This window comes from Fulvimarina endophytica, assembly GCF_003403015.1.
GTDB lineage: Bacteria > Pseudomonadota > Alphaproteobacteria > Rhizobiales > Rhizobiaceae > Fulvimarina > Fulvimarina endophytica.
In genome coordinates this window covers 152,803-177,221 of the sequence record NZ_QURL01000005.1, presented here as the reverse complement: position 1 = coordinate 177,221, position 24,419 = coordinate 152,803, and the positions used below count along the sequence as shown (strand labels likewise).

The 24,419-nt window shown below is 63.7% G+C and carries 16 protein-coding genes and 1 other annotated feature; of the genes, 12 read left to right on the top strand and 4 right to left on the bottom strand.

Features of this window, described 5'->3' with window-relative positions; all coding sequences use genetic code 11:
* Nucleotides 1-184 precede the first annotated feature (184 nt).
* From rpoB to DYI37_RS12805, 11 genes are all read left to right on the top strand, one after another.
* The gene (rpoB, locus tag DYI37_RS12855; RefSeq protein WP_116683662.1) at nt 185-4,327 is read left to right on the top strand and encodes a DNA-directed RNA polymerase subunit beta; all 4,143 of its coding nucleotides are present in this window, start codon (nt 185-187) and stop codon (nt 4,325-4,327) included.
* A gap of 145 nt (nt 4,328-4,472) precedes the next feature.
* Complete coding sequence (rpoC, locus tag DYI37_RS12850; RefSeq protein WP_116683661.1) at nt 4,473-8,669, top strand: DNA-directed RNA polymerase subunit beta'; 4,197 nt, start codon at nt 4,473-4,475, stop codon at nt 8,667-8,669.
* Between the two features lie 143 nt (nt 8,670-8,812).
* Nucleotides 8,813-9,055 carry a ribbon-helix-helix protein, CopG family gene (locus DYI37_RS12845; RefSeq protein WP_116683660.1) on the top strand — a complete coding sequence of 81 codons (243 nt, stop codon included), beginning with the start codon at nt 8,813-8,815 and terminating at the stop codon, nt 9,053-9,055.
* Nucleotides 9,052-9,474: a PIN domain-containing protein gene (locus tag DYI37_RS12840; RefSeq protein WP_116683659.1), complete on the top strand. Its 423-nt coding sequence runs from the start codon at nt 9,052-9,054 to the stop codon at nt 9,472-9,474. Before DYI37_RS12845 ends, DYI37_RS12840 begins: the two co-directional genes overlap by 4 nt.
* A gap of 26 nt (nt 9,475-9,500) precedes the next feature.
* Nucleotides 9,501-10,421 (top strand): succinate--CoA ligase subunit alpha, encoded by a 921-nt coding sequence (gene sucD, locus DYI37_RS12835; RefSeq protein WP_116683658.1) that lies wholly within the window; start codon nt 9,501-9,503, stop codon nt 10,419-10,421.
* 254 nt (nt 10,422-10,675) lie between these two features.
* Nucleotides 10,676-13,663 (top strand): 2-oxoglutarate dehydrogenase E1 component, encoded by a 2,988-nt coding sequence (locus tag DYI37_RS12830; RefSeq protein WP_116683657.1) that lies wholly within the window; start codon nt 10,676-10,678, stop codon nt 13,661-13,663.
* A gap of 57 nt (nt 13,664-13,720) precedes the next feature.
* Nucleotides 13,721-15,364, top strand: coding sequence for a 2-oxoglutarate dehydrogenase complex dihydrolipoyllysine-residue succinyltransferase (gene odhB / locus DYI37_RS12825; RefSeq protein ID WP_116683656.1), 1,644 nt, complete (start codon nt 13,721-13,723; stop codon nt 15,362-15,364).
* Between the two features lie 12 nt (nt 15,365-15,376).
* The gene (locus tag DYI37_RS12820) at nt 15,377-15,904 is read left to right on the top strand and encodes a hypothetical protein (protein ID WP_116683655.1); all 528 of its coding nucleotides are present in this window, start codon (nt 15,377-15,379) and stop codon (nt 15,902-15,904) included.
* 74 nt (nt 15,905-15,978) lie between these two features.
* Nucleotides 15,979-16,737 carry an SDR family oxidoreductase gene (locus DYI37_RS12815; RefSeq protein ID WP_116683654.1) on the top strand — a complete coding sequence of 253 codons (759 nt, stop codon included), beginning with the start codon at nt 15,979-15,981 and terminating at the stop codon, nt 16,735-16,737.
* A 48-nt stretch (nt 16,738-16,785) separates the two neighbouring features.
* Entirely contained in the window at nt 16,786-18,195 is a 1,410-nt protein-coding gene (gene lpdA / locus DYI37_RS12810; RefSeq protein WP_116683653.1) for a dihydrolipoyl dehydrogenase, read from the top strand.
* Nucleotides 18,196-18,369: 174 nt separating this feature from the next.
* Complete coding sequence (locus tag DYI37_RS12805) at nt 18,370-19,119, top strand: 5'-nucleotidase, lipoprotein e(P4) family (RefSeq protein WP_116683652.1); 750 nt, start codon at nt 18,370-18,372, stop codon at nt 19,117-19,119.
* A gap of 66 nt (nt 19,120-19,185) precedes the next feature.
* Here DYI37_RS12805 and DYI37_RS12800 read toward each other — a convergent pair whose 3' ends face one another.
* From DYI37_RS12800 to DYI37_RS12785, 4 genes are all read right to left on the bottom strand, one after another.
* A complete protein-coding gene (locus tag DYI37_RS12800) occupies nt 19,186-19,656 on the bottom strand; it encodes a DUF2948 family protein (protein ID WP_116683974.1) in 471 nt (156 codons plus the stop codon).
* A 160-nt stretch (nt 19,657-19,816) separates the two neighbouring features.
* Complete coding sequence (locus DYI37_RS12795) at nt 19,817-20,788, bottom strand: glycosyltransferase family 2 protein (RefSeq protein ID WP_116683651.1); 972 nt, start codon at nt 20,786-20,788, stop codon at nt 19,817-19,819.
* Nucleotides 20,789-20,916: 128 nt separating this feature from the next.
* Entirely contained in the window at nt 20,917-21,768 is an 852-nt protein-coding gene (locus tag DYI37_RS12790) for a universal stress protein (RefSeq protein WP_116683650.1), read from the bottom strand.
* A gap of 79 nt (nt 21,769-21,847) precedes the next feature.
* Nucleotides 21,848-23,332 (bottom strand): SulP family inorganic anion transporter, encoded by a 1,485-nt coding sequence (locus DYI37_RS12785; RefSeq protein ID WP_116683973.1) that lies wholly within the window; start codon nt 23,330-23,332, stop codon nt 21,848-21,850.
* Nucleotides 23,333-23,440: 108 nt separating this feature from the next.
* Nucleotides 23,441-23,494: a sequence feature (sul1 is cis-regulatory element that is thought to sense ions involved in sulfur or methionine metabolism; They are found in Alphaproteobacteria), on the bottom strand.
* A gap of 216 nt (nt 23,495-23,710) precedes the next feature.
* Here DYI37_RS12785 and DYI37_RS12780 point away from each other — a divergent pair.
* The gene (locus DYI37_RS12780) at nt 23,711-24,364 is read left to right on the top strand and encodes a protein-L-isoaspartate O-methyltransferase family protein (protein ID WP_116683649.1); all 654 of its coding nucleotides are present in this window, start codon (nt 23,711-23,713) and stop codon (nt 24,362-24,364) included.
* The last annotated feature ends 55 nt before the right edge of the window (nt 24,365-24,419 follow it).

Here is a 24,419-nt window from a genome sequence, read left to right as displayed (position 1 = left end):
ATTCTGCGTTTCCTGAAGTCTCGTTCGCGATGTCGAGCCTTCAGGAAACGCACGGGCCTCGGGTGCATTGAGGCCTGCTTCGACGTTTGACTCCGTGCGGATTGCCGACGCCGGAGTGCTCCCCACGGGGAGATTGAGTTGCAAGCCCTCTGGTCAAGGGCGACAGATTACGAGAGGAGCGACGATGTCACAGACGACGACGTTCAGCGGTCGCAGGCGCGTTCGCAAGGTGTTCGGTCACATCCCCGAGGTCGCGGAGATGCCGAATCTGATCGAGGTCCAGAAGGCCTCCTACGATCAGTTTCTGATGATCGAGGAGCCGGAAGGCGGACGCACCGATGATGGCCTTCAGGCCGTCTTCAAGTCGGTCTTCCCGATCTCCGACTTCTCGGGCCAGGCTATGCTCGAATTCGTTAAGTACGAGTTCGAGCCGCCGAAATTCGATGTGGACGAGTGCCGTCAGCGCGACCTCACCTATGCGGTGCCGCTCAAGGTCACGCTGCGCCTGATCGTGTTCGATATCGACGAGGATACCGGTTCCAAGTCCATCAAGGACATCAAGGAGCAGGACGTCTACATGGGCGACATGCCGGTCATGACCGGCAATGGCACGTTCATCGTGAACGGCACCGAGCGCGTGATCGTCTCGCAGATGCACCGCTCGCCGGGCGTCTTCTTCGATCACGACAAGGGCAAGACCCATTCGTCGGGCAAGCTGCTGTTCGCCGGACGCGTGATCCCGTATCGCGGTTCCTGGCTCGACATCGAGTTCGATGCCAAGGACGTGGTCCATGCGCGCATTGATCGCCGCCGCAAGATCCCCGTCACGAGCCTCCTGATGGCGCTCGGCATGGACGGCGAAGAGATCCTGTCGACGTTCTACAACTTCGTCGAGTTCCGGAAGGACGACAAGGGCTGGCGCGCCCCGTTCTCCGTCGAGCGCGTTCGCGGCCAGGGCATGGTCACAGACCTGATCGACGCCGATTCCGGCGAGGTCCTGGTCGAGGCCGGCAAGAAGGTCACCGCACGCCAGGCCCGCAAGCTCGCCGAGCAGGGCGTGAAGGCCTTCCGCGTGACCGAGGACGATCTCTACGGCAACTATCTCGCCGAGGACATCGTCAACTTCGCGACGGGCGAGGTCTATCTCGAGGCCGGTGACGAGCTGGACGAGAAGACCCTCAAGGTTCTCACCGACGCCGGTTACGAGAGCTTCCAGGTTCTCGATATCGACCACGTCAACATCGGTTCCTACATCCGCAACACGCTGGCCGTCGACAAGAACGAGAACCGGCAGGATGCACTGTTCGACATCTACCGCGTGATGCGTCCCGGCGAGCCGCCGACGATGGAAACCGCGGAGAACATGTTCAACTCGCTGTTCTTCGACGCCGAGCGCTACGACCTGTCGGCCGTCGGCCGCGTGAAGATGAACATGCGCCTGGACGTGCAGGCCGAGGACACCGTCCGCACCCTGCGCAAGGAGGATATCCTTGCCGTGGTGAAGACGCTCGTCGACCTGCGCGACGGTCGCGGCGAGATCGACGACATCGACAATCTCGGCAACCGCCGCGTGCGTTCGGTCGGCGAGCTCATGGAGAACCAGTACCGCGTCGGTCTGCTCCGCATGGAGCGCGCGATCAAGGAGCGCATGTCCTCGGTCGAGATCGACACGGTCATGCCGCAGGATCTGATCAACGCCAAGCCCGCTGCGGCCGCCGTGCGCGAGTTCTTCGGCTCGTCCCAGCTCTCGCAGTTCATGGACCAGACGAACCCGCTCTCGGAGATCACGCACAAGCGTCGTCTCTCGGCGCTTGGACCCGGCGGTCTGACCCGCGAGCGCGCCGGCTTCGAGGTGCGCGACGTCCATCCGACCCATTACGGCCGTATCTGCCCGATCGAGACGCCGGAAGGCCCGAACATCGGTCTGATCAACTCGCTCGCGACCTTCGCCCGCGTCAACAAGTACGGCTTCATCGAAAGCCCGTATCGCAAGGTCGTGGACGGCAAGGTGACGACCGAAGTCGTCTATCTCTCGGCGATGGAGGAGTCCAAGCACCACGTCGCTCAGGCGAACGCTGTCCTGACGGACGAGAACACGTTCCAGAACGAGTTCGTCGTCTGCCGTCATGCCGGCGACGTCTTCATGACGCCGCGTGAGAACGTCGACCTCATGGACGTCTCGCCCAAGCAGCTCGTTTCGGTCGCAGCCGCGCTCATCCCGTTCCTTGAGAACGACGACGCGAACCGCGCCCTCATGGGCTCGAACATGCAGCGTCAGGCCGTGCCGCTGGTGCGAGCCGAAGCGCCGTTCGTCGGCACCGGCATGGAGCCGATCGTCGCTCGCGACTCCGGCGCCGCGATCGCCGCGCGCCGGACGGGCGTCGTCGATCAGGTGGACGCGACCCGTATCGTCATCCGCGCGACGGAAGATCTTGAGGCCGGTCGTTCCGGCGTCGACATCTACCGGCTGATGAAGTTCCAGCGCTCCAACCAGAACACCTGCATCAACCAGCGTCCGCTGGTCGCGGTGGGTGACCGGGTGGAGAAGGGCGACATCCTGGCCGACGGTCCGTCGACCGATCTCGGCGATCTCGCCCTCGGCCGGAACGTGCTCGTCGCGTTCATGCCCTGGAACGGCTACAACTACGAGGACTCGATCCTCCTGTCCGAGCGGATCGTTTCCGACGACGTCTTCACCTCGATCCATATCGAGGAGTTCGAGGTCATGGCCCGCGACACCAAGCTCGGGCCGGAAGAGATCACGCGCGACATTCCGAACGTTTCGGAAGAGGCGCTCCGCAATCTCGACGAAGCGGGCATCGTCTATATCGGCGCCGAGGTTCAGCCGGGCGACATCCTCGTCGGCAAGATCACGCCGAAGGGCGAGAGCCCGATGACGCCGGAGGAGAAGCTCCTGCGCGCCATCTTCGGCGAGAAGGCCTCGGATGTCCGCGACACCTCCAGCCGTATGCCCCCGGGCACCTACGGTACGGTGGTCGAGGTGCGCGTCTTCAATCGTCACGGCGTCGAAAAGGACGAGCGTGCGATGGCGATTGAGCGCGAGGAAATCGAACGCCTTGCCAAGGACCGCGACGACGAGCAGGCGATTCTGGACCGCAACGTCTACGGCCGTCTGATCGAGATGCTCTCGGGCAAGCAGGGCGTCGCGGGGCCGAAGGGCTTCAAGCGCGGCACCGAGATCTCCCAGGAGATGATGGAGGAGTATCCCCGCTCGCAGTGGTGGATGTTCGCCGTCGAGGACGAGAAGGTCCAGGGTGAGCTCGAGGACCTGCGCAAGGTCTATGACGAAGCCAAGAAGACGCTCGAAGCGCGCTTTATGGACAAGGTCGAGAAGGTGCAGCGCGGCGACGAGCTGCCGCCCGGCGTCATGAAGCAGGTCAAGGTCTTCGTCGCGGTCAAGCGCAAGATCCAGCCGGGCGACAAGATGGCCGGCCGTCACGGCAACAAGGGCGTCGTCTCGCGCATCGTTCCGGTGGAGGACATGCCCTTCACCGAGGACGGCACGCATGCCGATATCGTCCTCAATCCGCTGGGCGTTCCGTCCCGCATGAATGTCGGACAGATCCTCGAGACCCATCTCGGCTGGGCCTGTGCCGGCATGGGCAAGAAGATCGGCGCGATGCTCGAGGCCTATCAGGAGAACCACGATGCGCAGCCGCTGCGCACCGAGATCTCCAGCCTTCTGGGCGACAACGAGCGCAATGAGAAGGTGAAGGACTACGACGACGACAGCGTCATCACCCTTGCCAAGCAGATGTCGAAGGGCGTCTCGATCGCGACCCCGGTCTTCGACGGCGCGAACGAGAAGGATATCGTCGAGTGGCTGGAGACGGCCGGTCTCAACGGTTCCGGCCAGGTCACGCTCTATGACGGGCGTACCGGCGAGCCGTTCGACCGTCAGGTGACCGTCGGCTACATCTACATGCTGAAACTGCACCATCTGGTGGACGACAAGATCCACGCCCGTTCGATCGGACCCTACTCGCTGGTCACTCAGCAGCCGCTGGGCGGCAAGGCCCAGTTCGGCGGACAGCGCTTCGGCGAGATGGAGGTCTGGGCCCTCGAAGCCTATGGCGCGGCCTACACGCTGCAGGAGATGCTGACGGTCAAGTCGGACGACGTGGCGGGTCGAACCAAGGTGTACGAGGCGATCGTGCGCGGCGACGACGCGTTCGAGTCGGGCATTCCGGAGAGCTTCAACGTTCTCGTCAAGGAAATGCGCTCGCTCGGCCTCGACGTCGATCTGGCGACCAATCCGGAGAATGCCGGCGGCGGTGTGCAGGAACTGCCGGACGCGGCCGAATAGGTCGCGCGATACGAAGGGCCGGCCCCGGGCCGGCCAAGCCGCAGGCGTCCTTCGAAAGGGGACGCCTGCGTTCGAGTATCGGTGAATTTTCAACGGTCTCAGCGAGGCCGTTATCAAAAGGCGAAAGCCTTGAAGGAGACAGAGCATGAACCAAGAGGTCATGAACATCTTCAACCCGCAGGTCGCCGCGCAGACCTTCGATACGATCCGTATCTCGCTGGCGTCGCCTGAAAAGATCCTGTCCTGGTCGTTCGGCGAGATCAAGAAGCCCGAGACGATCAACTACCGTACGTTCAAGCCCGAGCGCGACGGCCTGTTCTGCGCGCGCATCTTCGGTCCGATCAAGGACTACGAGTGCCTGTGCGGCAAGTACAAGCGCATGAAGTACAAGGGCATCATCTGCGAGAAGTGCGGCGTCGAGGTCACCCTCTCGCGCGTGCGCCGCGAGCGCATGGGCCATATCGAGCTCGCAGCTCCCGTCGCCCATATCTGGTTCCTGAAGTCGCTGCCGAGCCGCATCGCCACGCTGCTCGACATGACGCTCAAGGATATCGAGCGCGTCCTTTACTTCGAGAACTACATCGTCACCGAGCCGGGCCTCACGACCCTGCAGGAGAATCAGCTCCTCTCGGAAGAGGAGTACATGATCGCGGTCGATGAGTTCGGCGAGGATCAGTTCACGGCCCTCATTGGCGCCGAGGCGATCCAGGAACTCCTGCGGTCCATGGATCTGGACGAGATCGCCTCCGAGCTTCGCGAGGAACTCGCTTCGACGACGTCGGAGCTGAAGACCAAGAAGCTGATGAAGCGTCTGAAGATCGTGGAGAACTTCATCGAGTCGGGCAACCGGCCCGAATGGATGATCATGACGATCGTGCCCGTGATCCCGCCGGACCTGCGTCCGCTGGTGCCGCTGGATGGTGGCCGCTTCGCGACCTCGGATCTCAACGATCTCTATCGCCGCGTCATCAACCGTAACAACCGTCTGAAGCGCCTGATCGAGCTTCGGGCGCCGGGCATCATCGTGCGCAACGAGAAGCGCATGCTTCAGGAGGCCGTCGACGCCCTGTTCGACAACGGTCGCCGGGGCCGCGTCATCACGGGTGCGAACAAGCGTCCGCTGAAGTCGCTCTCCGACATGCTGAAGGGCAAGCAGGGCCGCTTCCGCCAGAACCTTCTCGGCAAGCGCGTCGACTATTCGGGCCGCTCGGTCATCGTGACCGGTCCGACCATGAAGCTGCACCAGTGCGGCCTGCCGAAGAAGATGGCGCTCGAGCTGTTCAAGCCGTTCATCTATGCCCGCCTCGACGCCAAGGGCTATTCGTCCACCGTCAAGCAGGCCAAGAAGCTCGTCGAGAAGGAGCGTCCGGAAGTCTGGGATATCCTCGACGAGGTCATCCGCGAGCATCCGGTTCTCCTCAACCGCGCGCCGACGCTGCACCGTCTGGGCATCCAGGCCTTCGAGCCTGTGCTGATCGAGGGCAAGGCGATCCAGCTTCATCCGCTGGTCTGCACGGCCTTCAACGCCGACTTCGACGGCGACCAGATGGCGGTGCACGTGCCGCTCTCCATCGAGGCGCAGCTCGAAGCCCGCGTCCTGATGATGTCGACGAACAACATCCTGCATCCGGCGAACGGCGCGCCGATCATCGTGCCTTCGCAGGACATGGTGCTCGGTCTCTACTACCTGTCGATCATGAACGAGAACGAGCCGGGCGAGGGCATGGCCTTCTCCGATATCGGCGAACTCGAGCATGCGCTGAACAGCGGTTCGATCACGCTCCATTCGAAGATCAAGGGCCGGTTCAAGACGATCGACTCCGACGGCAATCCGGTCTCGGCCATCCACGAGACCACGCCGGGCCGGATGCTCATCGGCGCGCTTCTTCCCAAGAACGCATCGGTGCCGTTCGACACCTGCAACCAGCTGATGACCAAGAAGATGATCTCCAAGATGATCGACACGGTCTATCGCCACTGCGGTCAGAAGGAGACGGTGATCTTCTGCGACCAGATCATGCAGCTCGGCTTCAAGCATGCCTGCCTCGCCGGTATCTCCTTCGGCAAGGACGACATGCTGATCCCCGAGACCAAGAAGGACATGATCGGCGAGACGCAGGCGCTCGCGAAGGAATACGAGCAGCAGTACAATGACGGCCTGATCACCCAGGGCGAGAAGTACAACAAGGTCGTCGACGCCTGGGCCAAGTGCACGGACAAGATCGCCGACGAGATGATGGGGCGCATCAAGGCAGTCGAGTTCGACGAGAACGGCCGCCAGAAGCAGATGAACTCGATCTACATGATGTCCCACTCCGGCGCCCGCGGGTCCCCGACCCAGATGCGTCAGCTTGCGGCGATGCGCGGCCTGATGACCAAGCCTTCGGGCGAGATTATCGAGACGCCGATCATCTCGAACTTCAAGGAAGGCCTCACGGTTCTCGAATACTTCAACTCGACCCACGGCGCCCGCAAGGGTCTCGCGGATACGGCGCTGAAGACCGCGAACTCGGGTTACCTGACGCGCCGTCTCGTCGACGTCGCCCAGGACTGCATCATCACGCAGACCGATTGCGGCACCACCAACGGCCTGACGATGCAGCCCATTGTCGACGCCGGGCAGGTCGTCGCCTCGATCGGCCAGCGCATCCTCGGCCGCACGGCCCTCATCGACATCCTGCACCCGGTTTCGGGCGAGGTGATCGTCGAAGGCGGCCGCATGATCGAGGAGCCCGATGTGGAGCTCATCGAGAAGGCCGGCATCCAGTCGGTCCAGATCCGTTCGGCGCTCACCTGCGAGATCCGCACCGGTATCTGCGGCGTGTGCTACGGCCGTGACCTTGCGCGCGGAACGCCCGTCAACATGGGTGAAGCTGTCGGTGTCATCGCCGCTCAGTCGATCGGCGAGCCGGGCACGCAGCTCACCATGCGCACCTTCCACATGGGCGGAACGGCGCAGGTGGTCGACTCGTCCTTCCTCGAGGCCTCCTACGAGGGCAAGGTCGCGATCCGGAACCGGAACGTGGTGCGCAATTCCGACGGCCAACTCGTCGCGATGGGCCGCAACATGGCGATCCTCATTCTCGACGAGAAGGGCATGGAGCGCGCCGCGCACCGCGTCACCTACGGCAGCCGCGTCTATGTGGACGACGGTGACGCCGTTCGCCGCGGCCAGCGTATCGCCGAGTGGGATCCCTACACCCGCCCGGTTCTCACCGAGCTCGACGGCGTGGTCGACTTCGAGGATCTGGTCGATGGCGTGTCCGTCACCGAGCAGACCGACGAGTCGACGGGTATCACCAAGCGTGCCGTCATCGACTGGCGTGCCTCGCCGCGCGGAACCGATCTGAAACCCGCCATCACCATTCGTGGCACGAATGGCGAGGTGCAGAAGCTCGCCCGCGGCAACGACGCCCGCTACTACCAGTCGGTGGACGCGATCCTGTCGGTCGAGCCGGGCCAGAAGGTCTCGGCCGGTGACGTCCTGTCGCGTATTCCGATGGAAAGCGCCAAGACGAAGGACATCACGGGCGGTCTGCCGCGCGTGGCCGAGCTCTTCGAGGCGCGCAAGCCGAAGGACAACGCGATCATCGCGGAGATCGACGGCACGGTGAAGTTCGGACGCGACTACAAGAACAAGCGTCGGATCATCGTCGAGCCGGCGGAAGACGGTGTCGAGCCTGCGGAATACCTGATCCCGAAGGGCAAGCCGTTCCATCTCCAGGAAGGCGACTTCGTGGAGAAGGGCGACTACATCCTCGACGGCAATCCGGCGCCGCACGACATCCTGGCCATCAAGGGCGTGGAGGCTCTGGCGAGCTACCTCGTCAACGAGATCCAGGAGGTCTACCGGCTCCAGGGCGTTCTGATCAACGACAAGCACATCGAGGTCATCGTCCGGCAGATGCTGCAGAAGGTCGAGATCACCGAGTCCGGCGACTCCACCTATATTCCGGGCGATCATGTCGACCGGATCGAGCTTGCCGAACTCAACGAGAAGCTCGAGGAAGACGGCCGCAAGCCGGCTTCCGGCGTGCCGGTGCTGCTCGGCATCACCAAGGCTTCGCTGCAGACGCCGTCATTCATCTCGGCGGCCTCCTTCCAGGAGACCACCCGCGTCCTCACCGAGGCAGCGGTCGCCGGCAAGATGGATACGCTGCAGGGGCTCAAGGAGAACGTCATCGTCGGCCGTCTCATCCCGGCCGGTACGGGCGGCATGATGACCCAGATCCGCCGCATCGCGTCCTCCCGCGACGATCTCATTCTGGAAGATCGCCGCAAGGCCGCGAACACGGTGGAGACGGACAATCTGCTCACCGCCATCGACGACGCGGCCGAGTAAGCCGCGAAGGCGTCGCATCCCGGAAGATATTAAGAGGGCCGCCCATTGGGTGGCCCTTTTTCGTTCGGGCCGGGACCTGCACGGTTGCCCGGCGCCTCGACACAGGATATGTGGAACACGGATCACGTGCGAACGGCCGAGCCTTGCCCAAGAACATCACCCTCGCAATCGACGAAGACCTTCTCGACAAGGTTCGGGTTCTGGCGGCCGTCCGCCGCACGAGCGTCAATGCGATGGTGCGCGAGTTTCTGGAGCGCACGGTGGCCGCCGAGACCCGTCGCGACGAGATCACGCAGGAACTGCTCCGGCTCTCGCGGGAGAGTGTCGCGGATATGGGGGAGTGGCGTCCGAGCCGCGAGGATCCCGTGATGAGGCGGCAGTCGTGATCGAGGGTGCGGACGTGTTCCTCGATACGGGCGTTCTCCTTTATGCCGCGAGCGGCCGGAAGGCTGCCTATGACAAGTGGGAGATCGCCCAGGGTCTCCTGACGACGCGCTTCGGAACGAGTGCCCAGGTGCTGTCGGAGTTCTATTCGAGTGCGGTCGCCAAAGGCACGCATCCGCTCTCACGCGGCGATGCGGCACGCTGGATCGCCCTTCTTTCGCAGAAGCCGTTCGTCGCGATCGATGCCGACATCGTCCGTCTCGGGGCGGAGCATTCCGAGAATTACGAAATCAGTTATTGGCACGGCGCGATCCTCGCCGCAGCCGAACGTCTCGGGGCCCGCACGCTCTATTCCGAAGATCTCGGTCACGACCGGACCTACGGATCGGTCACCGCCATCAACCCCTTCCTTCGAACCTAGAGGCGCAGAAGGCGCCAGGAGACTTTATGTCCATTCTCGTCGACAAGCACACCAAGATCATCGTCCAGGGACTGACGGGCAAGACCGGCACGTTCCATACGGAGCAGGCGCTCGCCTATCACGGCACGCAGATGGTCGCCGGCATCCATCCCAAGAAGGGTGGCGAGACGTGGAAGGCCAGCGAAGGCGCGAAGGATGCGTCCGGCACCGAGCTTCCGATCTTCACCTCCGTCGCCGAAGCCAAGGATCGCACGGGTGCGACCGCCTCGGTGATCTATGTGCCGCCGGCAGGGGCCGCCGCCGCCATCGAAGAGGCGATCGATGCCGGGATCGATCTCATCACCTGCATCACCGAGGGCATCCCGGTGTCCGACATGGTGAAGGTCAAGGCCAAGCTCGAAGGCTCCAAGTCGCGCCTTATTGGCCCGAACTGCCCGGGCGTCCTGACGCCGGAGGAGTGCAAGATCGGCATCATGCCGGGCAACATCTTCTCCAAGGGCTCGGTCGGCGTCGTCTCGCGGTCCGGCACCCTGACCTACGAGGCGGTGTTCCAGACGACGAATGCCGGTCTCGGCCAGACGACGGCGGTCGGCATCGGCGGCGATCCGGTCAAGGGCACGGAGTTCATCGACGTCCTCGAAATGTTCCTCGCCGACGATGCGACCAAGTCGATCATCATGATCGGCGAGATCGGCGGATCGGCCGAAGAAGAGGCCGCGCAGTTCCTCGCCGACGAGGCGAAGAAGGGCCGCGCCAAGCCGATGGTCGGGTTCATCGCCGGACGCACCGCTCCCAAGGGCCGCACCATGGGCCATGCGGGCGCCGTGGTCTCTGGCGGCAAGGGCGGTGCCGAGGACAAGATCGAGGCGATGGAGAAGGCGGGCATTCGCGTTTCCCCGTCGCCCGCCCAGCTCGGCAAGACGCTTGTCGAACTTTTGAAGGGCTGAACCTTCGACGGCGTATCACGCGTCTTCACAAACGGTGACGGATGGCGCAAACCGGGACAGATTGGCATTGCTCCCGACCCGGTTTGTCCCCATCTGACTGCGTGGACATCGCCGACGTGGTAGCGTAACGGCACATTCGGGTACAAAATCGTACCCGAACGATGCGGATTGGACGAGGCGAGGGGGCGGGTCGTCGCCCTTTCTTTTTCACAGCTAGGAGGCGGGGTGCCCTAAAACCCCCGCGATAAAAGACGATGGCACGCAACGATGACGCCAACGAAGTTTTCGCCGAAACTTCGTTCCTGTATGGCGGCAACGCAGACTATATCGAAGAGCTGTATGCCGCCTACGAGAAGGACCCGTCATCGGTCGACAGCGAATGGGCCGATTTCTTCAAGGGTCTGAAGGACGAACCGGAGACGGTCCGCAAGAACGCCGCCGGCCCCTCCTGGGAGCGTACCAACTGGCCGATCGCGGCCAATGGCGAACTCGTCTCGGCGCTCGACGGCAACTGGGCCGAAGTCGAGAAGCGGATCGATACGAAGGTTCGTGAAACCGCCAAGAAGCAGGGCGTCGAGATCAGCGAGGCCGCCGCGAACCGCGCTCGTCAGGACTCGATTTCGGCTCTCATGCTGATCCGCGCCTACCGTGTGCGCGGCCATCTTCACGCCAAGCTCGATCCGCTCGGCATCGCGAACCAGCCGGACGACGACTACAACGAGCTGTCGCCGCAGACCTACGGTTTCTCCGAAGCCGACTTCGACCGCAAGATCTATATCGACAACGTCCTCGGGATGAAGTTCGCGACCATTCGCGAAATGATCGACGTTCTGCGCCGCACCTATTGCTCCACTCTCGGCGTCGAGTTCATGCACATCTCCAATCCCAAGGAGAAGAGCTGGCTGCAGGAGCGCATCGAGGGGCCGGACAAGGGCGTCGCCTTCACGGCCGAGGGCAAGCGGGCGATCCTCAACAAGCTGATCGAGGCCGACGGCTTCGAGAAGTTCCTCGACGTCAAGTACAAGGGCACCAAGCGCTTCGGTTTGGACGGCGGCGAAGCCCTGATCCCGGCCCTCGAACAGATCATCAAGCGCGGCGGCCAGCTCGGCCTGCGCGAGATCGTTCTCGGCATGGCCCATCGCGGCCGTCTCAACGTTCTCAGCCAGGTGATGGGCAAGCCGCACCGGGCGATCTTCCACGAGTTCAAGGGTGGATCGTTCAAGCCCGAGGACGTCGAGGGCTCGGGCGACGTGAAGTACCACCTGGGTACCTCCTCCGATCGCCAGTTCGACGACAACCGCGTTCACCTGTCGCTTGCCGCCAACCCCTCCCATCTCGAGATCGTGGATCCGGTGGTGATGGGCAAGGCGCGCGCCAAGCAGGACCAGATCGCCGGCTCGACGCGCACCGAGACGGTCGCGCTCGAAGACCGCGCCAAGGTGCTGCCGCTGCTCCTTCACGGCGACGCGGCCTTCGCGGGGCAGGGCGTCGTGCCCGAATGCTTCAACCTCTCGGCGCTGCGCGGGCACCGCGTTGCCGGTTCGGTGCACTTCATCATCAACAACCAGATCGGATTTACGACGAATCCGCGCTTCTCGCGCTCGTCGCCCTATCCCTCGGACGTCGCGAAGATGGTCGAGGCACCGATCTTCCACGTGAACGGCGACGATCCCGAAGCGGTCGTCTACGCGGCCAAGATCGCGACCGAATTCCGGATGAAGTTCCACAAGCCGGTCGTGATCGACATGTTCTGCTATCGGCGCTACGGGCACAACGAAGGCGACGAGCCCTCGTTCACCCAGCCGAAGATGTACCGGGTGATCCGCGAGCATCCGACGACGCTCGAAATCTATTCGAAGAAGCTGGTCGATGAAGGCCTGATCTCCCAGAAGGAGGTCGACGACCGGATCGCCGAGTTCCGCGCCATGCTGGACGAGGCGCTCGAGGCGAGCCAGTCGTTCAAGCCGAACAAGGCCGATTGGCTCGACGGGGCCTGGTCGGGTCTTCGCCGGGCGGAAGAGGAAGACGAGCCGCGCCGCGGTGCGACGGGCGTTCCGGTCAGCACGCTGCGCGATATCGGCACGAAGCTCTGCGCCGTTCCGGACGGCTTCAACGTGCATCGCACGATCCAGCGCTTCCTCGACAACCGCTCGAAGATGATCGAGAGCGGCGAGAACATCGACTGGGCGACGGGCGAGGCCCTGGCATTCGGCTCGCTCGTTTCGGAAGGTCATCCCGTCCGGCTTTCCGGTCAGGATTCCGAGCGCGGCACCTTCTCCCAGCGCCATTCGGTTCTCTACGATCAGGAGAGTGAGGAGCGCTACATCCCGCTCGGCCATGTCTCGAAGGGACAGGCGATCTACGAGGTCATCAACTCGATGCTCTCGGAAGAGGCCGTGCTCGGCTTCGAATACGGCTACTCCCTGTCGGAGCCGAACGCCCTGACGCTTTGGGAAGCCCAGTTCGGCGACTTCGCCAACGGCGCGCAGGTGGTAATCGACCAGTTCATCTCCTCGGGCGAGCGCAAGTGGCTGCGCATGTCGGGTCTCGTCCTGCTTCTGCCGCACGGCTACGAGGGGCAGGGGCCGGAGCATTCCTCGGCTCGCCTCGAGCGCTTCCTGCAGCTTTGTGCGGAAGACAACATGCAGGTGGCCAACGTCACCACGCCGTCGAACTACTTCCACATCCTGCGCCGCCAGCTGAAGCGCGACTTCCGCAAGCCGCTGATCCTGATGACGCCGAAATCGCTCCTTCGTCATAAGCGCGCGGTCTCGCGTCTCGATGAAATGGGTGCGGATACGAGCTTCCATCGCCTGTTGTGGGACGATGCGGAACGGGTCGAGGGATCGGAGACGAGCCTCGTCTCTGACGAGAAGATCCGCCGGGTGGTGATGTGCACGGGCAAGGTCTATTACGACCTCTACGAGGAGCGCGAGAAGCGCGGCATCGACGATGTCTATCTTCTGCGCCTCGAACAGCTCTACCCGTTCCCGGCCAAGGCGCTGATCAAGGAGCTTTCGCGCTTCAAGAACGCGGAGATGGTCTGGTGCCAGGAAGAGCCCAAGAACATGGGTGCCTGGTCCTTCGTCGATCCGTATCTCGAATGGGTGCTCGAACATATCGGCGCCCAGAAGTCGCGGGTGCGCTATGCGGGCCGCGCGGCCGCAGCCTCGCCGGCGGCCGGTACGACCTCCATCCACATGAAGCAGCTCGAAGCCTTCCTGGAGGAAGCGCTCGGCTGACGCCGGCGCCTCCTTCGATCCGATCCGACACTATCAAGACGCCGAAAGACATATTTCATGAGCACCGAAATCAAAGTTCCGACCCTCGGCGAATCCGTTTCCGAAGCGACGATCGGACAGTGGTTCAAGAAGGTCGGAGACCGTGTGGAACTCGACGAGACGATCGCCGAGCTTGAAACGGACAAGGTGACGGTGGAAGTCCCCGCACCGGCGGCCGGTATTCTGCAGGAGATCGTCGCCAAGGAAGGCGAGACGGTCGAGGTCGGTGCGCTGATCGGAACGCTCGGCGAGGGCGAGGGGTCAGGCGACGGCTCGTCGAACGCGACAGAGAAGCCGTCGCAGGCCGCTAAGAGCGAAGCCGCCTCTTCGGGTTCGGGCGGCTATGGTGACGAGAGCGAGAGCGACCGCCAGGCGTCCGGCGGCGCGAAGGACGGTGGCTCTTCGGGTGGCAAGATGACCGAGGTCAACGTGCCGTCGGCAGGTGAATCCGTGACCGAAGCCACGGTCGGTTCGATCTTCAAGAAGGTCGGCGACCGGGTCGAAACGGACGAGGCGCTTCTCGAACTGGAGACCGACAAGGCCGCCCAGGAAGTGCCGTCGCCGGTGGCCGGCGTCATTCGCGAGATCGCCGTGAGCGAGGGCGACGAAGTGAAGGTCGGCGCGCTGCTCCTGAAGATCGAGGAGGGGGCTTCCTCCGACGGGTCCGGCGCGGCCGTCGCGAACCGCGCGCCCGAGACGTCGAAGGATCAGGAGGCGCCGGTCACGGCTCGCTCCGAACAGAAGGCGACCGAAGCCGGCCGCCCGCCCGCACCGTCCGCCCGCAAGCTGATGGAGGAGCGCAATCTCACCGCCGATCAGGTGAGCGGATCGGGCCGCGACGGCCAGATCCTGAAGGGCGACGTCCTCGACGCGGTTTCGCGTGGTGCGCCCTCGAGTGCCCAGGAGAAGCCGGCAGCCTCGAACGAGGCGCCCAAGCGCGCCGGAGCCCAGCCGGACGATGCAGGACGCGAAGAGCGGGTGAAGATGACGCGCCTGCGTCAGACCATCGCCAAGCGCCTGAAGAGCGCCCAGGACACGGCCGCGATGCTGACCACCTTCAACGAGGTGGACATGACCGCGACCATGGAGATGCGCAAGAAGTACAAGGATCTCTTCGAGAAGAAGCATGGCGTGAAGCTCGGTTTCATGGGCTTCTTCACCAAGGCGGTCTGCCACGCGCTGAAGGAGATCCCCGCCGTGAATGCGGAGATCGACGGCAACGAGATCGTCTACAAGAACTTCTGCAATATCGGCATGGCCGTCGGCACGGATAAGGGTCTCGTCGTCCCGGTCATCCGCGACGCGGACCAGATGACGATCGCCGAGGTGGAGAAGGAACTCGGACGCCTCGCTCGCTCGGCGCGCGACGGCAAGCTCGGCGTCTCCGACATGCAGGGCGGTACCTTCACCATCACCAATGGCGGCGTCTACGGCTCGCTGATGTCGACCCCGATCCTCAATGCGCCGCAGTCCGGCATTCTCGGCATGCACAAGATCCAGGAGCGGCCGATGGCGATCGGCGGCGAGGTGAAGATCCGGCCGATGATGTATCTCGCTCTGTCCTACGATCACCGGATCGTGGACGGCAAGGAAGCCGTGACCTTCCTCGTGCGGGTCAAGGACAGCCTGGAGGATCCCGAGCGTCTGATCCTCGACCTGTAAGGCGTATCGGTCATGAGGAACGGCGGGCGAAGTGGGTGGAGGGAAGTCTTTCGTCCACTGGGCCTTGCAGCCCTTCTCGTCGTTTCCGTTCTCGGTACGACGAGGGCGGGGCAGGCCGGGCCCGCCCCGTTCCTCGACGATCGGTCCACGCCGGAGGCGCTGATCGCCTCGCTCTACAATGCGATCGACCGGCAGGAATACCTCCGGGCCTGGAGCTATTATGCCGAGGGCGAGGGGCGCCCGGCCTGGGACGACTATCCGGCCGGCTTCGCGCAGACCCGGACCGTGACCGTGAAGACCGGAGCGGTGACCAGCGAGGGAGCAGCCGGCTCCGTCTATTCGAACGTTCCGGTCGCGATCAGAGCCGAGACGCGCTCGGAGACGACCGAGGTCTTCACCGGCTGCTACGTGACCCGTTTCGTGGAGCCCGGAAATCAGGCGGCCCCGCCCTATGTGCCGCTGCAGATCGTCAAGGGCGAGTTGTCGCCTGCGAAGGAGAGCTTCGAGACGGCGGCGGGCACCTGCGCCGATCCCGGGTAATCGCCGCGCGGGTTCGAAATGATCGGTTCCGGGCGAAAGACGGCCGAACGAGACGACCGTGAAGGGGATATCGCATGAGCGATCATGAACCGAGACTGCTTCTGATCACCGGTGGCTCGCGCGGCATCGGCGCGGCGCTGGCGAAACTCGCGGCAGAGGAAGGCTGGACGGTCGCCCTGACCTATCGCTCGGCCAGGGACGAAGCCGAGACCGTTGCGGCGGCGATCGAAAATTCCGGCGGCACGGCGAGCGTGCATCATTGCGATACGGCCGATCAGGCCTCCATCCAGGCGCTCTTCGATGAGATCGACGGTCTCGGAACGCCCTTGAGGGGCCTTGCGAACAATGCCGGGGTGATCAATCCCGCCAAGCCGTTCATCGAGAAGTCCGCCGACGAGATCGCGCGCCTCTATGCGGTCAACACCGTGGGCGCCACCCTCGTGCTGCAAGAGGCCGCCAAACGCATGGCGAGGAGCCGGGGCGGCAAGGGCGGATCGATCGTCACGACCTCCTCGATCGCGAGCCGGCTCGGCGGAGCGGGCGCGAGTGTCGAATATTCCGCATCCAAGGCCGCCGTCGACAGCCTGACCTTCGGGCTCGGCACGGAACTCGCCGGCGAGGGCATCCGCGTGAATGCCGTCCGGCCCGGTATCATCGACACGGAGATTCACGCCGATCTCGGAATGCCGGACAGGGCCCGTAAGATCGCGAACCAGCTGCCGATGAAGCGTGCCGGAACGGCGGACGAGGTGGCAAAGACGATCCTCTTCCTCCTCTCGGAGGACGCATCCTATGTCAGCAATGCCCTCCTCGATGTCTCCGGCGGTCGCTGAGGCGCCCGCGCTCCTGAAAATTCGAAACCAAGAAGTGTGACTGAACCCATGGAATACGATCTCGTCGTCATCGGCTCGGGGCCCGGCGGCTATGTGTGTGCGATCAAGGCTGCGCAGCTCGGGCTGAAGGTGGCCTGCATCGAGAAGCGCGAGACCTATGGCGGAACCTGCCTCAATGTCGGCTGCATCCCGTCGAAGGCGCTGCTCCACGCATCGGAACGCTTTCACGAGGCGGGACATCATTATGCGAGCCTCGGCATCAAGGTCTCGCCCGAACTCGACCTGCCGGCGATGATGTCCCACAAGGACAAGACCGTGAAGGCGAATGTCGACGGCATCGCCTATCTGTTCAAGAAGAACAAGGTGGACGGCTATATCGGCACCGGTTCGATCGAAGGTCCGGGCTCCGTCTCCGTCAAGAAGGAGGACGGGTCGAGCGAGAGGTTGAAGGCGAAGAACATCGTCATCGCGACCGGTTCGGAAGTCTCCGGCATTCCGGGCGTCGATCTCAGCTTCGATCGCGATACCATCGTGTCCTCGGACTGGGCGATCGCGCTGGAGAGCGTTCCGGAGACGATGGTGATCGTCGGCGGCGGCGTGATCGGCCTGGAGCTCGGTTCGGTCTGGTCGCGTCTCGGCTCGAAGGTGACCGTGGTCGAATATCTCGACAAGGTTCTCGGTCCGATGGATGCAGAACTCTCGACGGCTTTCCAGAAGCTGCTGGTCAAGCAGGGCATCGAGTTCAAGCTCGGCGCCAAGGTGACGGGCGTCCAGAAGCATGAGAAGGGCCGCGCATCGGTCACCTTCGAGCCGGCCAAGGGCGGCGAGGCCGAGACGCTGGATGCCGAGGTCGTTCTCGTTGCGACCGGACGCAAGGCGTATACGGCGGCGCTCGGCCTCGACAAGGTGGGGGTCGAGGTGGACGATCGTGGCCGCGTCGCCATCGACGACCACTTCAAGACCAATGTGGACGGCATCTATGCGATCGGCGACGTGGTTCGCGGTGCGATGCTCGCCCACAAGGCCGAGGACGAAGGCGTTGCGCTCGCCGAGATGCTTGCCGGCCAGTCGGGACACGTGAACTACGACGCGATCCCATCGGTGGTCTATACGGCGCCGGAAGTCGCCTCCGTCGGCAAGACCGAAGAGGAGCTGAAGAAGGCTGGCATCGAATACAAGGTCGGCAAGTTCCCGTTCATGGCGAACGGCCGTGCGCGCGCCATGCTGGCGACCGACGGGTTCGTGAAGATGCTGGTCGACGCCAAGACGGACAAGCTGCTCGGCTGTCACATTCTGGGTGCCTCCGCCGGCGATCTCATCGTCGAAGCCGCGCTCGTCATGGAATATGGCGGCGCGTCCGAGGACATGGCACTCACCAGCCACGCCCATCCCTCCCTATCCGAGGCGATGCGGGAGGCGGCCATGGCGGCCGCCTATGGCAAGCCGATCCACATCTGATCAGTCGGACGTCCGCATCAGTGGATGAGCATGCCGCTTCCGTCGAAGGCCGCCGTACCGAAATGGTGCGGCGGCCTTCCTCGTGTTGGAGCATGCCCCCGGCTCTCAGTTGATTGACAAGCCAATCAACCGAAACCTAGGCTCGGCGATATTTGCAATTGTCTGGAGTAATCGATGATCCGTTTTGCCGCTCTCGCCGCCTTTTTCATCGGTGCCACGAACGCCGCGGCGCAGGATGCCGACTGCTCCGTCGCCGAATTCACCGCAGGGCTGAAGTTCCAGCAGAAATCCGCCGAGATCGCCGCCCTCCAGCTGCAGGCCTTCAATCTCGCGACCCTTCGTCTCGATGCGGCCGTGAAGGGCGCCGAGGACCCCAAAAAGCTTGCCGTCGTGACCGACCTCGACGAAACGGTGATCGACAACACGGCGCTCCTCGCCCGGGACCTGAAAAACTGCCATCGCTACGACAATTGGGACACCTGGCGGCATTGGGAGCGCGACGGAGAGCCGACGCTGATTCCCGGCGCAAAGGCCTTTCTCGATCACGCCGACGAGCTGGGCGTGACCATCGCCTATATCTCCGACAGGACCGACGACCAGAAGGAATTCACGCTGAAGACCCTTCAGGCGTTGGAATTGCCTCAGGTCAGCGCCGATACGGTGCAACTCCTCGGGCCGGACAAGACGGAGCGCCGCGCGAACGTCTCCAAGGACCACGAGATCGTGCTTCTCCTCGGCGACTCCCTGCCCGATTTCGACGGCGGTTTCGCCGAGGGCTCGGTCGCGGAGCGCCGACAGCTGGTCGAGGAGAAGGCTGCCGAATTCGGTGACAAATGGATCGTCTTCCCGAATGCCGCATACGGCTCATGGCGCAAGGCCGAGCTAGATGCGTGGGATGCGGAGGAGAAGCTCGAAGACTATTGAACCGGGAGGGCGCGGTCGGTGGGCGGACATCCTGCTGCCCGCCCGCTGAGCGCCCCGTTCGCGGCGTCAGGCATTGCGGGCGGGGCGATCGTGATCGGGCCTCGACACCGTCGACCACGCCCCGCCCGCATCGGCGAGCTGCGCTTCCACGACTTCGACCTCCAGCCGGATGGTGGCGCCGCCGGCGAAGACGAGATCGATGCTGCCGGAGGGCGCTTCCGTCTCGGTGAAACGGATCGCGAGGAGGACGAGCACCTGGTCGTCTCCTGCATTTTCCAGACCCTGCCTGCGGACATTGACGACCCGGTCGAAGTGGAGAGCGGAGCGGCGCCGTTCGTATTTCGGTGCCGAGAAGACCTTGAACGTGCGCTTCTGGGCATTCTCCCAGGCAAACCGGTTCATCTCCATTGCGAACTGCTGCTCCCGCTTGCGGTAGAGGCAGTCGCCGAGCCGTACGATCGCATCCTGGCAATGGGCGGAGACGATGTCGAGATCGTCCCGGTCGACGGCGAGAAGGCGGAGGCGGTCATGAGTCATCGCGGCGGATCGATCTTTCGGAAGAGAATGGACGTCCTGCCGTGCAGATCGCGCGGCACCCTCGATATAGGTCACTCAAGGCGCCTTCAAACAGGCCGATCGGCACCAGGCCGAACCTTTCGAGCGCGACGTGCGATCGAAGAGCGGGCGCGTCGGAATCTCAATTCTTCTCGGGCTGCCGATACTGTTCGGCCACCTTTCCGAACTCGCCGAGGAACCGGCCCGCCGCGACCTGCATATGGTAGATGCCGATGGAGAGAGACCGGGTCTTCAGCGCGAGGGCAGCCGAGCGCAGAGGAGAGGCGCCCAGGAGGGCGATCGTGCGCAGATGACGCTTCACGTTGCGCCCGTCGCCATTGCGCCGCTCGACGATCGAGGAGATTGCGCCATTGCGCACCGAGCGGGCGTTGATCCACGAGGCCTCGGTACGGCGCCTCGGCATCGTCTCCATCACCGGCGCGTCCTGACACCAGCCGAAGCGATATCCGCGCGCCCGGCACCGCGTATAGAAATCGGCGTCTCCACCACCGATGAAATTGAAGGCAGGGTCCAGCCAGTCCGGTCCCGTCGCGGTAAGGACGTGCCTGCGGATCGCGACATTGCCGGAAGAAAACAGGATCGGAACCGGCCCTGTCGTCCGGTAGTGCGGCGTGAACACCGGGTGGCGCGCCCAGCGCTCGCCGGTTCCATCCTCGAACACCGGGATCTGGGGACCGCCGACGAGATCGAGATCCAGACGCTCGCTGGTTTCGAGCATGCGTTCGAGCCAGGTCTCGCTCGCCAGTTCGTCGTCGTCGATGATCAGCAGATGCGAGAATTCGCGATAGGTTTCGAGAGCCGTCGCGATGCCCGCATTGTAGGCCGAGCAGTTGCCTTGCTCATGGGCGACGAGAGCGATGCCGCAGACCGATGGATGGGCTTCGAACCAGCTTGTCGCGGCGCCAAGTCCCTCAAGCCCGACCGCGTCGTTCTCCATGACGATGATCGCGAAGCGCCGCCCGGTGGTCTGAGCGTAGAGCGAATCGAGGCTGCGAACCACATGATCCGGCCGCTTGAAGGTCGGCAGGATGACCACGGCCTCGACGGGCGCCGTCGCCGGCGAGACATGGCGGATCGAGATCGTCGGCTTCATGGGGCAACCGTTCGCAGGATTGGCGTGGGACGAGAATAGCCATGGAAGGGTGAATGATCCTTCCATGGCCGTTCGAGACCCAAGTCCTGGTTAAGAACGGGTAAGGCCCGAGGGTCCGGGCCCATCGACTACCGGAACAGAAGCACCGGTCGCATGCACTTACGCACGATCTCGTTGGCGGTGGAGCCGACGAAGAAGGCACGCAGGCGCGAATGGCCCGATGCACCGACGACCACGAGGTCGATATCCGAGCGCTCGCATTCGGATGCGATCGCATCCTCCGGTTCGCCCTGAAGCATCTTGCAACTCGCCTCGAAGCCCGACGCCTCGAAATCGGCGCGCAGGCGCTCGAGATCGGAACTCGACGAGTTGGTGGAAGCCTGGACGATCTCGATCTGCCGTCCCTTGAGAAGCGGGGACCGCCGCAGGAAATCGACGGCCTTCAGAATGCTCTGGCCGCCGTCATAGGCAACGAGGATCTTCTCGATCGGCCGGAACGCACGCGATGCGACGAGCACCGGAACGTGCGCGTGACGCATGATGCGGTCGACATTCGATCCGAGATGCATCCGCGCGAAATCGGCGGCCTCGCCGCGCTTCCCGATGACGAGGAGCTCCGCGCCCTGTTCCCGCTTCTCGACGGCTTCGAGAAGATCGCCGAGAACGAGTTCTTCGCCGACGTCCTGGAGGCCGCTCTCGCGCAGCTTTTGCGCCGCGTCGGACAGGATGACGTGACCGCGCTTGCGGGCGAGTTTCGCGCGCTGTTCGTCATGGGCCGCAAGATCGCGCAGCAACTCGTCCCGCGCTCCGAGATCGAGGCTGCCCGACAGATCCGCCGGCGCCGATCCGATGTCGCGCCGGCCGATCACGTGGATGAGTTCGGCCCGGGCGCCGAGCGCCTTCGCGGCGAATGCGAGATGGTCGACGACGCTCGGGGTGTAATGCTGCGAACCGTCGATCAATCCGAGGACCTTGGTCATGCATCGCTTCCTTGCTGATGGGCGGGGAACCGAAGCGCCTCGGGGGCGCGAGCGGTTCCGGCCTTTCCGCTTGATTGTGTCAATGGGCGTTCATGCGGGCAAGCGCGTCCGGCTTGTCGGCGATGCCGAGGCGACCGACGAGCGTCCGGCTCGCTTCGTTCAACCCGACGAGTTCGACTTCCGTGCCTTCGCGCCGGAATTTGAGGACGGCCCGATCGAGCGCACCGACACCGGACAAATCCCAGATATGGGAGCGGGAGACGTCGATCGTGACCCTGTCGACATCCTCGCGGAAGTCGAAGGCCGAGCCGAAATCGCCGGTCGAGGCGAAGAAGATCTGGCCGTGGACGCGGTAGATCCGATGCCGTCCGTCATCCTCCAGTTCGCTTTCGACGGCGAAGAGCTGCGCAACCTTCGAGGCGAAGAAGATGCCCGAAAGGAGAACGCCGGCGACGACGCCGATGGCGAGATTGTGCGTCCACACGACCGTGACGACCGTGACGAGCATCACCATGGACGAGCGCCGGGGGTGGGTCTTGAGGTTGGCGATGGACTCCCAGGAAAAGGTGCCGATCGAGACCATGATCATGATCGCGACGAGTGCCGCCATGGGGATGATGGCGACGAGATCGCCGAGAACGACGATGAGGAACAGAAGCGCGACCCCGGCGAAGAAGCAGGACAGGCGGGTGCGGCCGCCGGACTTCACGTTGATCACCGACTGGCCGATCATCGCGCAGCCGGCCATGCCGCCGAAGAAGCCGGTGACGGTGTTGGCGATGCCTTGGCCGACGCATTCGCGGTTCTTGGCCGAGCCCGTATCGGTGAGATCGTCGACCACCTGGGCCGTCATCAGGGATTCCAGCAGCCCCACCACCGCGATGCCGAGCGAATAAGGCAGGATGATCTGAAGGGTTTCGAGCGTCAGCGGAACGTCGGGGATGAGGAAGAATGGCAGCGAATCGGGCAGTTCGCCCATATCGCCGACGGTTCGAAGGTCGAAGCCGAAGAGAAGCGTCACGCTGGTGACGACAACGATGGCGACGAGTGGAGACGGAATGGCGGTCGTCAGCCGTGGCAAGAGGTAGATGATGCCGAGACCGAGGGCGACCATGACGTAGGTCATGCTCGGAACGCCGACGAGTTCGGGGATCTGGGCGAGGAAGATGAGGATCGCGAGGGCATTGACGAAGCCCGTCATCACCGAGCGCGAGACGAAGCGCATGCCGTCGCCGAGCTTCAGGACGCCCGCGATCATCTGCAGGATGCCGGCGAGGATCGTCGCGGCGAACAGATATTGGAGACCGTGATCGGCGACGAGGCTGATCATGAGGACCGCGGTCGCGGCTGTCGCTGCGGAGATCATGCCCGGACGGCCGCCGAAGATCGCCGTCAGACAGGCGATCGAGAACGAGGCGTAGAGGCCGACCTTCGGGTCGACGCCTGCGATGATGGAGAAGGCGATCGCCTCCGGAATGAGGGCGAGGGCGACGACGAGGCCGGAAAGCAGGTCGCCGCGAATATTGCCGAGCCATTCGGCCTGGAGATTTCGGGTCGAGAACATGAGTGTCAGATCGATATCGGGTCGTCGCGTCGGCAAAGGGCCGGCCGGATCCAATCCGGTCGGAACCATTCAGGCGGTGACGATCGATGCGTCGTGCCGCGACGAGGAGATTGGCCGAGGGATAGGCGCCCGGCGTAGCCACCCGTTGCGCACGGGTCCATGTTGCGGTGCAACTTGTGACCCAGATGCCCTTCATAATCAACCCATGGTCGCCGGACGCGCCTCATCGCCCTCGGATCAAGGCCTCGAACGGGCGGCGCGGCGATGCGATCGTTCGCGGGCCGAAGTCATGCAGTCTTGCGAATGGAAGGACCTCCTAATATGGAGGTCTGATGCCTGCCCGCAAAAGGCGGGAGCTTGCAGAAAGGAACGTGGTCGATGGACTTCAAGGACGCCCGGACCAAGCTGGTCGACAACCAGATCAGGACGACCGACGTGACATCGCACGCCATTCTGCGCGCATTCCTGACGGTGCCGCGCGAGGAGTTCGTGCCCTCCGCAAAGCGGCCTCTCGCCTATATCGACGAGGATATTTCCGTCGGCAACGGCCGTTTCCTCATGGAGGCGTCTCCCTTCGCCAAGATCCTGCAGCTTGCCTCGATCAGCGAGGACGACGTGGTTCTCGACGTTGGGACCGGTACGGGATACGGCGCCGCGATCCTGTCGCTTCTGGCAAGTTCCGTCGTCGCGCTCGAATGCGACGAGGAACTCGCGGGCACCGCGACGGACGTGCTCAACCGTCTCGACTACGTGACCTGCTCGGTGGTGACGGGCGAACTCGAAAAGGGCTATCCGGACGAAGCGCCCTACGACGTCATCCTGTTCGAAGGGGCAATCGACACCCTGCCGCAGACCTTCCTCGACCAGTTGCGCGAGGGCGGACGACTGGTGGCGGTCATCGGCCGCGGTCTTTCGGCCGAAGCGCGTCTCTTCATCAAGGACGAGGACGGAATCGTCTCGGATCGGTTCGGTTTCAACTGCGCCATCAAGCCTCTGCCGGGTTTTTCCAAGAAGGCCGAATTCGTTTTCTGACGGCTCGGCGCCGGTCGACGCGTTGCACGATTGCGCCGTTCGGGCATCAATCAAT